At 61.8% G+C, this 14,374-nt stretch carries 11 protein-coding genes; 1 reads left to right on the top strand and 10 read right to left on the bottom strand.

The annotated features are described in order from the left end of the window. Window positions 1-261: 261 nt before the first annotated feature. The 3 genes from P1K31_RS18995 to P1K31_RS18985 all read right to left on the bottom strand — a co-directional run bounded on the left by P1K31_RS18995 (window position 262) and on the right by P1K31_RS18985 (window position 3,637). Window positions 262-1,788 carry a sulfatase gene (locus P1K31_RS18995; RefSeq protein WP_276305937.1) on the bottom strand — a complete coding sequence of 509 codons (1,527 nt, stop codon included), beginning with the start codon at window positions 1,786-1,788 and terminating at the stop codon, window positions 262-264. Next, window positions 1,785-2,006 carry a DUF1450 domain-containing protein gene (locus P1K31_RS18990; RefSeq protein ID WP_276305936.1) on the bottom strand — a complete coding sequence of 74 codons (222 nt, stop codon included), beginning with the start codon at window positions 2,004-2,006 and terminating at the stop codon, window positions 1,785-1,787. The genes P1K31_RS18995 and P1K31_RS18990 overlap by 4 nt, the downstream gene beginning before the upstream one ends. Window positions 2,007-2,089: 83 nt before the next feature. After that, window positions 2,090-3,637, bottom strand: coding sequence for a flippase (locus P1K31_RS18985; RefSeq protein ID WP_276305935.1), 1,548 nt, complete (start codon window positions 3,635-3,637; stop codon window positions 2,090-2,092). 303 nt (window positions 3,638-3,940) lie between these two features. Between P1K31_RS18985 and P1K31_RS18980 the strand changes: the two genes are divergently transcribed. After that, window positions 3,941-5,362 carry a sulfatase family protein gene (locus P1K31_RS18980; RefSeq protein ID WP_276305934.1) on the top strand — a complete coding sequence of 474 codons (1,422 nt, stop codon included), beginning with the start codon at window positions 3,941-3,943 and terminating at the stop codon, window positions 5,360-5,362. A gap of 59 nt (window positions 5,363-5,421) precedes the next feature. Here P1K31_RS18980 and P1K31_RS18975 read toward each other — a convergent pair whose 3' ends face one another. The 7 genes from P1K31_RS18975 to P1K31_RS18945 form a co-directional block, all read right to left on the bottom strand. Further along, entirely contained in the window at window positions 5,422-7,119 is a 1,698-nt protein-coding gene (locus P1K31_RS18975) for a sulfatase family protein (protein ID WP_276305933.1), read from the bottom strand. Further along, window positions 7,016-8,593 carry a sulfatase family protein gene (locus tag P1K31_RS18970; RefSeq protein WP_276305932.1) on the bottom strand — a complete coding sequence of 526 codons (1,578 nt, stop codon included), beginning with the start codon at window positions 8,591-8,593 and terminating at the stop codon, window positions 7,016-7,018. The genes P1K31_RS18975 and P1K31_RS18970 overlap by 104 nt, the downstream gene beginning before the upstream one ends. 60 nt (window positions 8,594-8,653) lie before the next feature. Next, a complete protein-coding gene (locus P1K31_RS18965) occupies window positions 8,654-9,769 on the bottom strand; it encodes an ABC transporter ATP-binding protein (RefSeq protein WP_276305931.1) in 1,116 nt (371 codons plus the stop codon). A 165-nt stretch (window positions 9,770-9,934) separates the two neighbouring features. Then, complete coding sequence (locus P1K31_RS18960) at window positions 9,935-10,783, bottom strand: carbohydrate ABC transporter permease (RefSeq protein ID WP_276305930.1); 849 nt, start codon at window positions 10,781-10,783, stop codon at window positions 9,935-9,937. Beyond that, the gene (locus P1K31_RS18955) at window positions 10,780-11,697 is read right to left on the bottom strand and encodes a carbohydrate ABC transporter permease (RefSeq protein WP_276305929.1); all 918 of its coding nucleotides are present in this window, start codon (window positions 11,695-11,697) and stop codon (window positions 10,780-10,782) included. Before P1K31_RS18955 ends, P1K31_RS18960 begins: the two co-directional genes overlap by 4 nt. A 95-nt stretch (window positions 11,698-11,792) precedes the next feature. Next, the gene (locus P1K31_RS18950; protein ID WP_276305928.1) at window positions 11,793-13,130 is read right to left on the bottom strand and encodes an ABC transporter substrate-binding protein; all 1,338 of its coding nucleotides are present in this window, start codon (window positions 13,128-13,130) and stop codon (window positions 11,793-11,795) included. A 102-nt stretch (window positions 13,131-13,232) separates the two neighbouring features. Next, a complete protein-coding gene (locus tag P1K31_RS18945) occupies window positions 13,233-14,306 on the bottom strand; it encodes a TrmB family transcriptional regulator (RefSeq protein ID WP_276305927.1) in 1,074 nt (357 codons plus the stop codon). Window positions 14,307-14,374: the final 68 nt, after the last annotated feature.

Genomic DNA, 14,374 nt, shown 5'->3' with positions numbered 1-14,374 from the left:
TGGTTACGGTGACCTGGGACTGAGAATCGGGGTGGATAGCACGCGGAGAAGACGCACGAGACGGCGGTGACACGAAATAAACTGGTCGAGCCATTCGTCTTCGCTGTAGGAGTTGTCCCTGTCAGGGGTCTTCTAGATGGCCCCAGGATCTGGATGCTGACGGACTGTTATGGTTCACTCTAGATGTAACCTCAGAGGGCGGTCACACCGGATTTCCTGCATTTTCCGAGACTCGAGTATCCCTGGGAGTGGGACCACCGTCTATCGTGTTAGGCCAAGTCGGGCCCACTGGGTGGGCGGCGCATCGAGATCGCCGAGCCCCCGCTTAAGCAGCGTCCGCATTCGGTCCGCCGTGGTGGTTTCATCGTTAACGAGGTTTGTTTCCTGGGGCGCGTCCCGACCGGTTTCGTACAACCGCTCGTCTCCGTGCTGGAGCCAGGAGTCGGCGTTGTACCGCCACACGGTCGATTCGGTGTATGGGAGGTACTCACCTGCGTCAGCGTCGCTCCGTACCGTCGGTGGGGTGAACCAGGAGTGCGGGTTGATCAGGGACATCGAGTAACAGGCAGTCTCAGAGCCGGCCACTGGCGGCCGGTAATACGCGTACTCACCGTCAGTGACGTTGATGGACGACCCCCAGTAGCCGAAGAGGACGTAGTCCCGATGGTCCGTCGTATCGCCACGAACGAGGGGCATCAGGGACCGACTGTGTGTCTCGGACGGCATAGGAACGTCAAGCGAATCAAGTACGGTCGCGTAGAGGTCGACGGCCGTCGTTAGCGCGGAGACGCGCCCGCCAGCCGTCTGGTCCGGATGCCAGACCAAGAGCGGCGTCCGGGCGATGACGTCGTAGAGCGTGAAGTCGTTCTTGCCCATCCAGCCGTGGTCGCCAAGGGCGAATCCGTGGTCGGACGTGACGACGACCATCGTCTCGTCCCACAGCCCTTGCTCGTCCAGCGTGTCGAGGACGCGCCCGAACCACTGGTCGATCATCGTCACGTTGCCGGCGAACTGCGAGCGGACGAAGTCGAGTTGCCTGTCAGTTACTTTGCTCTGGCCCTCGTCAGTGCGGCCGTAGTACGGCCAGATGGGCATCTCGGGATCCGTCGGGTCTTCGTCAGTATACATTGACGCGTACGGCTCGGGGACGTGAAACGGCTCGTGGACGTCGAAGCTGTCGACGTAGCAGAACCACTGGTCCCACTCCTGATTCTCGGCCAGCCACTCCGCCGTCCGGGAGAACACCTTCGGAGCGAAGAAATCCTCCTCCTCGGTGAAATCGGCGACATTGCGCGCGTAGGCGTGGCGGTTGAGATACTGCATCGAGTCGGCCGGGTCGGTCTCTCGGTCGAGGATCTGGTCGATGAAGTCCGCAGGCGGCTCCTTCGGACTCGTGTGCCAAGCATCGTACTCGTTCCCCCGAAAGAACTCAAAGCCATTGAAGTCCTCGTAGTACCCGTGACTCCCGTGCTGGAAGTAGTGGAAGTGGTCTGTGATGAGCTTCGTGAGGATCTCTTCGTCGCGGGCAAGTTGGGGGACTGGGTCGTCGAAGGGCTCGATCGGGCCCCAGGGCCGCCAGAGGAACTCCTGGGTCCCCGTCAACCACTCGCGCCGGGCAGGCATGCAGGGGAGGCTCCCCGCGAAGTGTGTGTCGAAGACCGTCGCCCGCTCGGCAAACCGGTCGAGGTTGTCCGTCTCTACGTCGTAGTCGACGACGCTCGGCCGGTTCCGGTACGCTCCGAGGAAGTCCCGGCGCAGACTGTCGATGGAGACGAAAAGGACGTTCATTCGCGCTCACCCCACGTCCCGTCGGCGAGCGTACGAATGGCGCTCGACAGATCGGCCCCCGTGACCAGGTCACCGTCGACGACGGCGAACGGACCCGTCCGGCAGATTCCGCAGTGTTCTAGGCAACGGCGCTCTCGCAACTCGACCTCGCACTCACCTCTCAGCGCGTCCAGGTCAGCATGGTGACCGCTGAGGCAGTACTCGACTATCGGTGGCATCGTTCGTACGTGGGGATACCGGCGTTTAAATGAACGGGTCGGGTGTCGCCACGTTCCCTCGATGGCCGGAACAGACCGGCTGGTCACGCCCTGAACGACCTCACTCGACGGGCCTGCGCGGTGACGTAAGACACGAGTACGTTGTCCTCCTCGGTGACGCTACCGGTCAGGAAGAAACTAGCGACGAAGAAAGCCGTGAGGCCGAGGGACAGGACCACGAGACCGAGCGGGGAGACGGAACCCTGCACGGCCGTCGATAGGGCGGCCGCGACGCCGATGGTGAGCCCTAACGGCGCCAGTAGCGACCGCCGGACTGCGTGGATTCGACCGACCCGGTAGAGGAGCGCGAGACGGAGGAGGTTCCTGAGGACCATCGCCACGGTTGTCCCCATGGCAGCGCCCAGCAGTCCGATCTCGGGTATCAGCAGGACGTTCAGCCCGAAGTTAACAAGCGCTGCGACGAGGTTGAACCACATCAGTACCCTGGTGCGACCCATCGCGATGAGTGTCGCGCCGGTCGGCCCGATCAGGTTGCCCACGCAGAAGGCGACGGCGAGTAACTGGAGTGCCGGCGCCGCGACGACGAACGAGGGGCCGAACACCGCATGGAGGGTACTCGCCGGGAAGAACACGAAGACCAGCACGAGGGGGACGGTCGCCGAAGCGAACCATTTCGTGAGAACGTAGTAGACGCGCCGAATCGACGTCAGCTGCCCCCTAGCGGACATGGCCGACACCAGCGGGATGTACATGAAGATCATCCCGCGCCAGACGATCGGGATGACGCGAACCAGCGGCCGGACGCCGTCGTAGAGCCCGACCATCCGCGACGTCGCGAAGTACCCGAGCATCAGGATGTCCATCCAGGTCATCAGCTGGTGTAGCAAGGCGGTGAGCATCAGTGGGTAGGAGAACCGGACGAGGGTGACCGGAATCCGGACGTCCCGGAGCCGAGCGACGACGTCGTCCCTGAACCGCCCCGGGTTGTCGCGGTAGAGATGTGCGACAAACGCCGCGGTGGAGAGCGCGAGCGACGCCGGGAGCATCGTTATCGCCGCGAGGTAGTCGAGTTCGACCACGACAACTCCCAAGAGGAGTACGAGGAACGCAACGTTGCGTCCGAGCTCCTGGAAGACGACGCGTTCGTGGGGGCTGCTGTATCCACGGTACGCCGCCGACGCGATGCGGGTCAGCGTGAACAGCGGGATAGCGACGGCGACGAGGGCAATCGGCAACGCGTACGCCTCGTCGTGGAAGACGTGCGTCGCGATCTCCCAATTGAAGTGGAAGATGAGCGTCCCGACGACCGACCCGACCAGGCCGGCCAAGGTGAGCGACCAGAGGATCTGCGAGCCCGCCTCGTCTGACTCCTTGCCATCGGCCTCGTCGAACGCGATCTGTCGCGGGAGCCCGTTCCGGAGCCCGACCGTCGCAATCATCGAAAAGATCAACAGGATGGTGAAGCTGAGCGAGAAGACACCGTACGCGGCGGGGCTATAGGCACGCGCGAACACCGCTCGCGCTCCGACGTTGATCCCCATGCTGAGGAGGCTGCCCACGGAGACGAACACAGCGCCGCCGAGGACGCTCTCGAGGTCGCAGGTCACGTCGACATCGCTCGGACTATTCACGTCGCTCACCACCGGCGTCCGGATTCGCTGCCGGCCCGTCGTTCGTTCCAGCTCCGATACCAGTCCGTAGACTGATCGGCAGGGGTCGCTGAGCGCCCACGCGCTTTGACAGGACGAACAGGGAGGATACCAACCTTTCGGAACAGCCGATTCTCACCCCTTCCCTGGTACGATGTCGCTATGTCCGTTCGCGCGTCCGGATGCGAGGGCAGGTCGGACCGGATTGGGCATTCGTGCCGACGACGGACCATCGGGATGATTGAGGAGAGATATTTATTTGACCGGTCAGGATGAATTCGAGGTATGTCGAGGTCGCAGAACGTACTCTTGATCCTATCGGACGAGCATCGCCCGGGCGCACTCGGCTGCGCCGGCCACCCTCACGTCGAGACGCCCACCCTCGACTCACTGGCCGCGGAGGGCGTCCGTTTCACCGACGCGTACTGCTCCAGCCCGCTGTGCGTTCCCTCGCGCGCCAGTTTTGCGACCGGGCGATATGTCCACGAGATCGGGTACTGGGACAACGCCGCACCGTACGACGGGACGCCGCCGTCCTGGGGGCACCACCTAACCGACCACGGGGTCGACCATACGACCATCGGGAAGCTCCACTTCCAACCGGACGTCGACGACGGTTTCGACGACCAAGTGCTGACGTCGCACATGGAAACCCAGGACACCTTCGGGCTCTATCGCGACCCGCCGCACGTCCGACCTGGCGGCCGCGCCCGGATCGAACGGGCCGGCCCGGTACCGGACGGGGAGGCGTGGTACAACGCCGACGGTCCAGACCACGTCTGCGACGAAAACCGATTCGAACGCGCCGTCGAGTGGATAGAACGCCGCGGGGAGCGGGATGACGACGAGCCATGGCTGCTTTCGGTTAACCCCCTGATACCGCACTTCCCGCTCGAGGTTGAGCAATCCTACTACGACCTGTATCCCGTAGCGGACATGGATCTTCCAGTCGACTGTCCATCCGTCGACGACCACCCAGCGCTCGAACAGCTCCGGAACCACTTCGACGGCCGGGACCTCGACGAGGAGGCGCTTCGCCGGACCCGAAGCGCGTACTACGGGCTCGTAACCGCGCTTGACGACTACGTCGGCGACCTACTCGACGCCCTAGACCGGACGGATCAGGCTGAGGACACACTCGTGATCTACACCAGCGACCATGGTGAGATGCTCGGCGACCACGACCTGTGGTGGAAGTGCTGTATGTACGAGCAGTCGGCCGGCGTCCCCCTCATCGTTCGCGGCCCCGACATCGACGTGGGTCGGACGGTCGAAACGCCCGTCTCGCTGCTCGACGTACTCCCCACGATGACGGATGCGCTCGGTATACCCGCGGACCCCGCCTGGCGTGGGACGTCGCTCCTCCCGTTCGCGACCGGAAAACGGGAACCCAACCCGGATCGGACCGTCTTCAGCGAGTACCATGCGCACGGCGTCGGGCGCGGCTTCTACATGATCCGGCGCAGTTGCTACAAGTACGTCCATTATCTGAACGGACCGGACCAGCTGTTCGACCTCGACGCGGACCCGAAGGAGCTGGAGAACCTGGCCGACCACCCTGACCACCGGGACGTGCGGAAATCGCTCGAAGCCGCGCTCCGGGACCTTGTCGACCCCGTCGAGGCCGATGCGCGGGCTCAAGAGGACCAGCGGCGGCGCCGCGAACTGTCCGACGACGACGGACCGTCCAATACCGACCCGCACTAGGGCAGTTTCGTCGGACGGGACCGCGTGTTATCAGCCGCGCGATCGCCTCGTCTCGAACGTCACTCATCCTCGTCGACTCGGGGGAAGTACATCGGTGACAGGGCGGGGTAGAGCCACTCATCCTCCGGCAGTTCCGGGTCCTCCCGGTCTCGGAGGATCTCGCCGAGCCGGGATTCCAGGTGCTCCCTGGTGTCGGCGTAGTCGGGGTCGGCGACCCGATTCGTGAGTTCGTGAGGGTCCGCCTCCAAGTCGTAGAGTTCGCTCACGTCGCCAGCGTTGAGGACGAACTTGTAGCGGTCAGTTCGGAGCATGCGCTGCTCGTAGGGGTAGTTCAGGCCATGGAACTCGGCGACGACGTGGTCGCGCCAGTCGTCGACGCCGCGCCCGATGTCGAGGAGGCTGCGGCCCTCGTAGACGCCGGGGATGTCGACGCCAGCCAGGTCAAGGAAAGTAGGCGCGAGGTTGAGGAGAGAGGTGAACTCGTCTGTGACGTCTTCGTCGATGCCGAGGTTGCGTCCGATCATTGGAATATTGTAGATATCCTCATACATCAGCGGGCCCTTATCGAGGTTCTTGTGGGCCGTGACGAACGAACCGTGATCCGTGGTGAACAGAACGGCCGTGTCGTCGGCGAGGCCCTCCCGTTCGAGGGTGTCGAGGATACGCCCGATCTGATCGTCGATGAAAGTGACGTAGCCGTGGTAGAGGGCGATGATTTTGCGCCACTGCTCGACCGAGAGGTTCCGAAGGTCCGTCTTTTCATATCGGTGCCGCTGCACCCGCGGCTTATTCTCGAAGCACTCTTTTACCGCCGATTCCGGCAGGTGAACGTCGTCGGGATCGTACATCTCAAAGTACTCCTTCGGAATGAAGTACGGCCGGTGGGGACCGAAGAAGTGCGTCCCGATGTAGAAGGGGCGCTCTGGATAGTCGTCCGCGTACGACTCGATGCGCTCGATCGCCCGCTCGGCGATGAAGTACGTGAACGACGCCTCCACGGGGCGGGTGTCGATCCCGCCAATAGCGTACTCCGCGTCTGCAGACGGGTACTGATCGATGACGTCCTCAGAGTAGCGCTCGAACCCATGTTCGTCGAGGTAGACCTCGTAGTCATCGTGGTGCATCGGGTGCATGAAGCCAGGGTAGTGTTCGCCGTCGAACCCGAACGCCCCTGGGGTTTTTCCAGCGTGCCACTTCCCGTCCAGTCCAACGTTGTAGCCGGCGTCGCGGAGCAACTGCGGGTAGCAAGGGAAGTCCTCGTCGATGGTAGTCTCCCCGCGGAGATTGCGGGTGATGCCGTGCGTTGTCGGCGAAACGCCAGTGACGATCGACGCCCGCGCCGGTGAACAGATAGCGGTCGGCGTGTACCCCCGATCGAAACGGGTTCCTTCGGCTGCGAGGCGGTCGAGATTCGGCGTGCCGACGAACTCGTTGCCGTACGCGCCGATGCTGTCCTGACGCTGCTGGTCGGTGACGATACACAGGATGTTGTCAGGAGTTCCGTCGGTATTCGTGGGGGGCATACAGTCCCACGAAGGCGTGGAACACCAAGAAAGTACGGTATAGCGGGTGATGACGCCGGGATCGAATGGCCGCCTCGCCGCTCTCGGGAGCGACGGGCGAGAGAATGGCGCGTCGACGGAGTCGAATGCGTCAGGCAGCGTCGGGCGCCGGTTCGAAACCGAGCCGTTCGTACTGCCACTCTGGGGCGTTGAGGTCGGCCAGGGCCTCGAGGAGGAGCGCTTGCATCTCCTCAACGATGTCGGACCGCTCGGCGGCGATGTCGCGTTCCTGGTCCGGGTCCGCCTCGGTATCGAATAGCATCGGTTCATCGTGGCGGCCGTGCGAGGGGCCGGCGTACCGCCATACGGGGCTACCCGTGTACGGGAGCGAATCGGGTTCGGCATTGAGGTGGGGCTCCGGCGGTGCCATCCAGTCGACGGTGTTCATCATGCCGGCGGAGTAACAGTACGAGTCGACCGACTCATTGCAGGGGTGGAAGTACGTGTATTGCCCGTCGGTCACGTTGACCGACGACCCCCAGTAGCCGTAGACGGCCCAATCCCGGTGGTCGTCTGTCTCCCCGGCTAAGAAAGGGACGAGGCTCCGGCTGTGCCGGTGGTCAACATCCTCGACGCCCATTGCGTCGAGTACCGTCGCGTACACGTCTACGGCCGAGGTGACCTCCTCGACGCGCTCGCCGTTCCGCTCGCTCTCGGGATGCCAGATCATGAGCGGCGTGTGGGCAAGCACGTCGTACAGCGGCGCGAGGGGCTTGCCAACCCAGCCGTGGTCGCCAAGGTAGTGTCCGTGATCGGACGAGACGATGACCACGGTCTCGTCCCACAGCCCTTGCTCGTCCAACGTATCGAGGACGCGCCCGAACCACCGGTCGACCATCGTCGTCTTGCCGGCGAACTGCGAGCGGACGAATTCCTCCTCCCGTTCGGAGAGTTCGGAGTCCCCCGGTTCGGCCGGACCGGTCTCCGTGTCCGCGTCCGACGGTTTCCCGTCCGTCGGCCCGTAGTCGGGCCAGAACGTGAGTTCGGGATCCGTCGGATCTTCGTCAGTATACATTGACGCGTACGGCTCGGGGACGTGAAACGGCTCGTGGACGTCGAAGCTGTCGACGTAGCAGAACCACTGGTCCCACTCCTGATTCTCGGCCAGCCACTCCGCCGTCCGGGAGAACACCTTCGGAGCGAAGAAATCCTCCTCCTCGGTGAAATCGGCGACATTGCGCGCGTAATTGGTGTTATTCTTCTTCTTCCCGTCATACGGGTCGTCGTCACCCTTTAGTTTGGCCAGAAAGTCGGGGTCGAGGTCGTACGGCGTCGTCTTCCACGCGTCGGTCTCGTGGCCACGGATCTGCTCGTACGCCTTGAAATCCTCGTGGTAGCCGCGAGCGCCGTGTTCGAAGAGGTGGTAGTGGTCGGTGATCAGCTTCGAGACGGTGTCGTGTCTCTGAATCGCCGCCGGGAGCGTCTCGTCGAACGGTTCGACCGGACCCCATGGCCGCCAGAGGAACTCCTGGGTTCCCGTCAACCACTCGCGCCGGGCAGGCATGCAGGGGAGGCTCCCCGCATAGTGGGAGTCGAAGACCGCCGCCCGCTCGGCAAACCGGTCGAAGTTGTTCGTCTCGACGTCGATGCTGAAGGATTCGTTGTACGCGCCCAGACAGTCTACGCGGAGACTGTCGATGGTTACGAGGAGTACGTTGAAATCGTTCATTCGAATGGTAAGTCGTGGGTTCCTTCGGTCGGTTGGGAGAGGGTGGAATGCGGTTCTAGGTCAGAGGTTTCCCGTGATCTCGACGTCGTCCTCGGACTTGACGATCCGGAATTTGAATGTCTCGCCGTCCTCATCGAACAGGTAGGCCTGTTCGGGCGGGAAGTCGATACCGACCGCGTCACCCTGTGACGGGAAGATGTGTTCGCCGACCCGGGCGACGACCTGCTGACCCATGAATTCGAGGTGGAGGAGATTCTCGCTCCCGAGTCGCTCTACGACCGAAACCGTGGCAGTCGCCAGCCCACCGTTTGGGTCGGGGTCGATGACGATGTCTTCGGGACGGATCCCCAGGCGGATCCGCTCGCCGTCGCGTCGGTCGTTCACTTCGTCGACCGGCAGCGTGAACTCGTCGGTCTGGACGGTTCCGCCCTGGACGGTCGCGTCGAAGACGTTCATGCTGGGCGAGCCAATAAACTTCGCGACGAACTCGTTTTCGGGCTGGTTGTACACCTCTGACGGTGTCCCGACCTGTTGGACGTGCCCCTTGTCGAGAATGGCGATGCGATCGCCCATCGTCATCGCCTCAGTCTGGTCATGCGTGACGTAGATCATCGTCACGTCGAGTTCAGCTTGGAGCTGCTGGAGTTCAGCCCGCATCTGTGTGCGGAGTTTCGCGTCCAGGTTGGACAGCGGTTCGTCGAGCAACGAGACCTCGGGGTCACGGACGATGGCGCGCCCGAGCGCGACGCGCTGTTGCTGCCCGCCGGAGAGCTGCCCAGGCTTCTGATCGAGGAGGTGGTCAATGCCAAGCAGTTCGGCGACCTCCTCCACCTTCCGTTCTCGCTCGTCCTCGGGCATGTCCGTCGAATATTTCAGGCCAAACAGCATGTTACCGCGGACCGTTTTGTGGGGGTACAGGGCGTAGTCCTGGAACACCATCGCGAGGTTCCGGTCCTGCGGCGGTATGTCGTTCACGATCTCGTCATCGATGACGACCTCGCCGCTCGTCGGTCGCTGGAGACCGGCAATCATCTCGAGGGTCGTCGTCTTCCCGCAACCCGACGGCCCGACGAGGATCAGGAACTCCCCGTCCTCGATGTCAAGTGCGATGTCTTCGGCACCGATTACGCCGTCGTCGTACTGCTTCGTTGCGTTCCGGAGACTAACAGTTGCCATAGACTCTCCTCCGGTCTAGTCGCTTCTCGATTACCATTGTATTGATCATGGGGTAGCTCCCATAACTATTAAAGATTTCGTCGAGTATGTGTGCGATTCGTCGCGTCGCGCGCCGATCGATCAGGATTCCCTGGGTGCACGAACCGAGAGGAGAAGGAGGAACCTTTAGAGCGACGACCTGCCGGTGATCCCCTTAATGAAGTAGTTCTGGGTCAAGAGAAACAGGATAGCGACCGGGAGCATGAAGATGAACGACATCGCCATCATGAGGCCCCACTTGATCGTGTACTGGTTCGTGAGGCTCAGTAGGGCTACGGGCATCGTGTATAGGCTGTCGTCCTGGAGGAAAGTCAGCGCCAGCAGGAGTTCCTGCCAGGCGATGACGACGGAGAACAGCGCCGTCGCGATGATCCCGGGACGAACCATGGGAAGTACGATCTCAACGAAAATCTGAAGTTCGGAGAAGCCGTCTACGCGGGCTGCCCGGATCACGTTGTCGGGGATGTTCTCGAAGAACCCCTTAAGCATCCACGCGGTGAGGGGAAGCGTGTACACGAAGTACGAGAGTACGAGCCCTGGGTGCGTGTTCAGCAGGCCGAGCGTCTTCAGGATCTGGAACAGCGGTACCAAAATAACCACGATAGGGAAAATGCGGCTGAGGATGACGAACGTCGACGTGAACGTTGAGCCGCGGAACTCGAACTTCGCCCAGCCGTAGCCGGCGAAGACGGACAGCACGACGGACAGGACCATCGTGGTCAGCGTGACGATCACGCTGTTCAGGAAGTAATTCATCATGGGCCCGTCCAGTACAGCTCGATAGTGCTGGAACGTCAGCTCCCCTGGCGCTGGGAACAGCTTTGGCGGGGCAGAGAAGATGGTCGCCGGCGGCTTGAGCGACGAGCTGACGATCCAGAACAGCGGGAAGAGTACCAGTCCGAGCAAACCGTAGGCCAGCAGGTACCGGAGGTACCGCCGCGCCTTGGATTCGTACTCCGCGTTCGCACCGCTCATAGGTCGACCCCCCGGTTACGGAGGACGCGCATGTAGACCATCATGAACACGAGCATGATGCCGAACATGAAGACCGACAGCGCCGTACTTAGGCCGAAGTCGAGCTGTTCGAAGCCGAGTTCGTACACCTTCACGGGGAAGATCATCGTCGACCCGACTGGGCCGCCGCCGGTCGCGGCGTAAATGATCGCGAACTGGTTGAAACACCAGATGACGGAAAGCAACACGACAATCTTCAACACGGGCATTAGCTGTGGCAGCGTCACGTGACGCATCCGGGCGAGGTACGGGGCTCCGTCGATGATTGCTGCGTTTTGCAGCTGGTCGTCGACGTCTTGCAGTCCAGCGAGGAGCATGATCATCACGAAGGGGAACCGCTTCCAGAGCCCCGCGATGACGAGCGAGAACAACGCGAGGTCAGGGTTCGACAGCCACCCGATAGCCGAGTCGATGAGTCCGATCTGGATGAGCGCGTGGTTGATGATCCCGAACTGGGGATTGTACATCCACTTGAACACCAGCGCGACAACGACAGCCGGCGTGATCCAGGGAAGGAGATAGAGACCGCGCAGGACCTTCTTCCCCGGGATCTTCGTGTTCAAGAGGAGGGCCAGTGCGAACCCGAAGGTGATCTGGAGCAAGGCACCGAGGAGGACCCAGACGACGCTGTTTCTGATGAGCGGAACGAACCAGTCCGCCGAGACCATCGCCTCATAGTTCGCAAACGTGAACCCTCCCTCGGTGATCCCGAGACTGAGGAGGAAAGTATTGATCATCGGGTACAGGAGCAATCCCGCGATGAGCAGGAACGTCGGCAGGATGAAGACGACCCCCGGACTGAACCCGGTCTTCTCCAGCCGGTCTCTGATCCGACCGTAGACGGTGGCTGACTGTGTTGACTTGGTTTCTGACATGGTGTTTCGTGGATTGCGCCGAGATGCGTTCGTCAGTGTGAACGAGGTAGGGGAAGTAAAAGCATTTGGGGATGGGGATTTCGTCCTCGGCGCCCTTATAGTAGGTCGCGGACCTTGTCAGCCAAGTCGCCCATGGCTTGGTCTGCGTTCTTCTGACCGAGTAACAATTGCTGGTACTCCTGGCGTTGTGCTGCCCACATCTTCCCCTGGTTCGCGTGGATGGTCGGGAAGGCTGCGTTCAGGATCTCCTTGACGAAGATGTCGCCGACGTCGCGGCCGAGGCCGTCCTGGAACCCGTCGAAGGTGTTTTTCAGACCGTCGGTAAGGATCGGCGGGAGCTGGGCCCACTTGCTGATGTTCTCAACCTTCATGAGGTGTTCGATGAGGCTCCACGCCTCGTCTTGGTGTTCTGCGCCCTTGGGGATGGTGAAGAACCAGCCGCCGGAGAACCCGGACGGACGCCCATCGGGGTGCTGTGGGTTCCAGGTAATTCCGTAGTTGACGTCGGACTGCTCGTCGAGGATGGCCTTCTCCCAGCTCCCGGTCTGGTAGGCGAAGAGTTTCTCCGATTTAAACAGTTCACGAAGATCGATTCCGTTCATGTTCACGATGCCGTCCGGAACGAGACCGTCCTCGACGGCAGTCTGAGCGAACTTCGCTGCGTCGATACCCGGCTGGGAATCGAGTACTGTGTCGGACTTGTCGTCGGTCAGCCAGGAGTCGCGACCGGTAGTGTGGAAGAAGCCAGACCACTGGACCGTCGTCTGAATATGGTCGGCGCCCGAGAGTCCGATCGGTTTCACGCCAGTTGCGTCCTTAACGTCGCGCGCGACGTCAAGGAACTCGGGCCAGGTCTTGAAGTTCGGCTTCTTCGGATCGTAGCCCGCCTGTTCGAGCATGTCCGGATTGTAGTAGAGAGAACCCCAGTGGCCGGACATGGCGGGCACACCGTAAATTTCCTCACCGCCGAGTGACGCGATGTCGAACTTCCGTTCTCGGGTGAAGTCCGAACGGCTGAACGTTTTCGCCGAGTCGATGCGGTCCCCGACTGGTTCGAGGAAGTCGTTGGTGATCATGCCCAGGAGCCCGCCCGCCGGCATGAAGGCGAGGTTCGGCGGCGAACCGGCCTGTACCGCCGTCTGGGTCTGGTTGATGACTTGTCCGGCCTGCGCGATACCCTTGATTTTGACCGAGTAGCCGGTCTGCTCCTCGAAGGCGGCGACAGCTTCCTCGAAGGCCTTGATGTTCTTGTCCGTCGCTTGCCCCGTGAACATGTTGATGGTCAGCGAGACGCCCCCGTCGCCGTTCCCGCCGCCGTTCGACCCACCGTCGCTGCCACCTGTACAGCCCGTGAGAAGCGTCACACCCGCGGCACCTGTCGCCGAAATGAATCTTCGTCTATCGACACGATTATTGTTGGTAGTGAATGGCATACTGTGGCGAAATGCAGTCCCCGGTAATAAACGTTTCCCTGACAATACCGGGAAACTGAACGGGTTCACGGGCAATCAAGATCTCGATCGAGCCACGTGGGGTCACTCCACGGATAGTATAGTGATGCGAGTCGCCCTGATGTCCTCAAGGATGGCGCCGTAGCCGCCGATGGTGTAATCGCGCGACTCGTCGGTGACGACGATGGCGGCTTGTATGAACGGCTGGCGGAACGGCTGGTCGGTGGCGGCGTTAGAGTCCACGTACATGATGTCGTTCACCTCGCCGGTAATCGTGACTCGGTCGCCTGTCAACGTCTCGATCCCCTTGACCCGCACGGTCACCGTCTCGCCAGTGTCGCGTACGGATTCGAGGTCGCGGATCAGCTCGCGGATGCTCACGTACGTCATCTCGTCGACCTCCGAGGACGAGTACACTACGTCCCAGGGCTCCCAGAGCTGGATCTGGAAATACCAGTGGAGGATGGACGAGAGGACATGGTATTTGACAACCATCCCGTACTCCCTGCCGCGCTGGCTCTGCACTCCGAGTATCGTCAGGTCCCCATCGATCAACACGATGAACGGGAGTAGGGACGCGCAGAATCGCACTTCGGTCGCCACGTCGGGATACAGCGAATCGAACGCCGCCGGCCCTTCGAACCCGTCCGAACCCTCGTGCAACACGATCTGAACGACGACGCCGCGTTCTCGCAACGTCTTAAGAGAATCGCTGATCGCGTTCAGTTCGTCGGGCGAGACGGCCAAGTGAACGATGTTTTTTGCCTCCGCCAGCTGCTGGCGCGCGTGTGCGATAACGGACTCGTGTTCCTGGAATACCCGAACACTGTTCTGCGTTATCTGCGGTTGCTCCCAGGTCTCCTCGATACCGTCTGCAGCCTCAGCGAAGTCGCGCGAACGTTCCGTGAGGGTCTCGACGACGGCGGACGGATCTCTGATCCGTGCCCGTAGCGAACCCCTTTCGTACGTCTCGAGGTATCCTTCACGTTTGAGGTTACGGAGTACGTCGTACACCCGCGATCGGGGGACAGGAGAGACCTCCGCAATGTCTGCGACGCTCGCATCCGTGAGTTCGAGAACCGAGAGGTAGACCTCGGCCTCGTACTTCGAGAATCCCGCGTCAGTGAGGATTTCTTTTAGGGATTCGCGGTCTTCCATACCGTATCCACTGGACTCGCGATCATAAGCGTTGCCTGGCGCTCCGTCACCGATCAACGGCGCCGTGG

It is taken from the genome of Halomarina halobia, from assembly GCF_029338575.1.
Taxonomy (GTDB): domain Archaea; phylum Halobacteriota; class Halobacteria; order Halobacteriales; family Haloarculaceae; genus Halomarina; species Halomarina halobia.
Note: the sequence above shows the minus strand (reverse complement) of the source record. Positions and strands in the feature narration are given on the sequence as shown.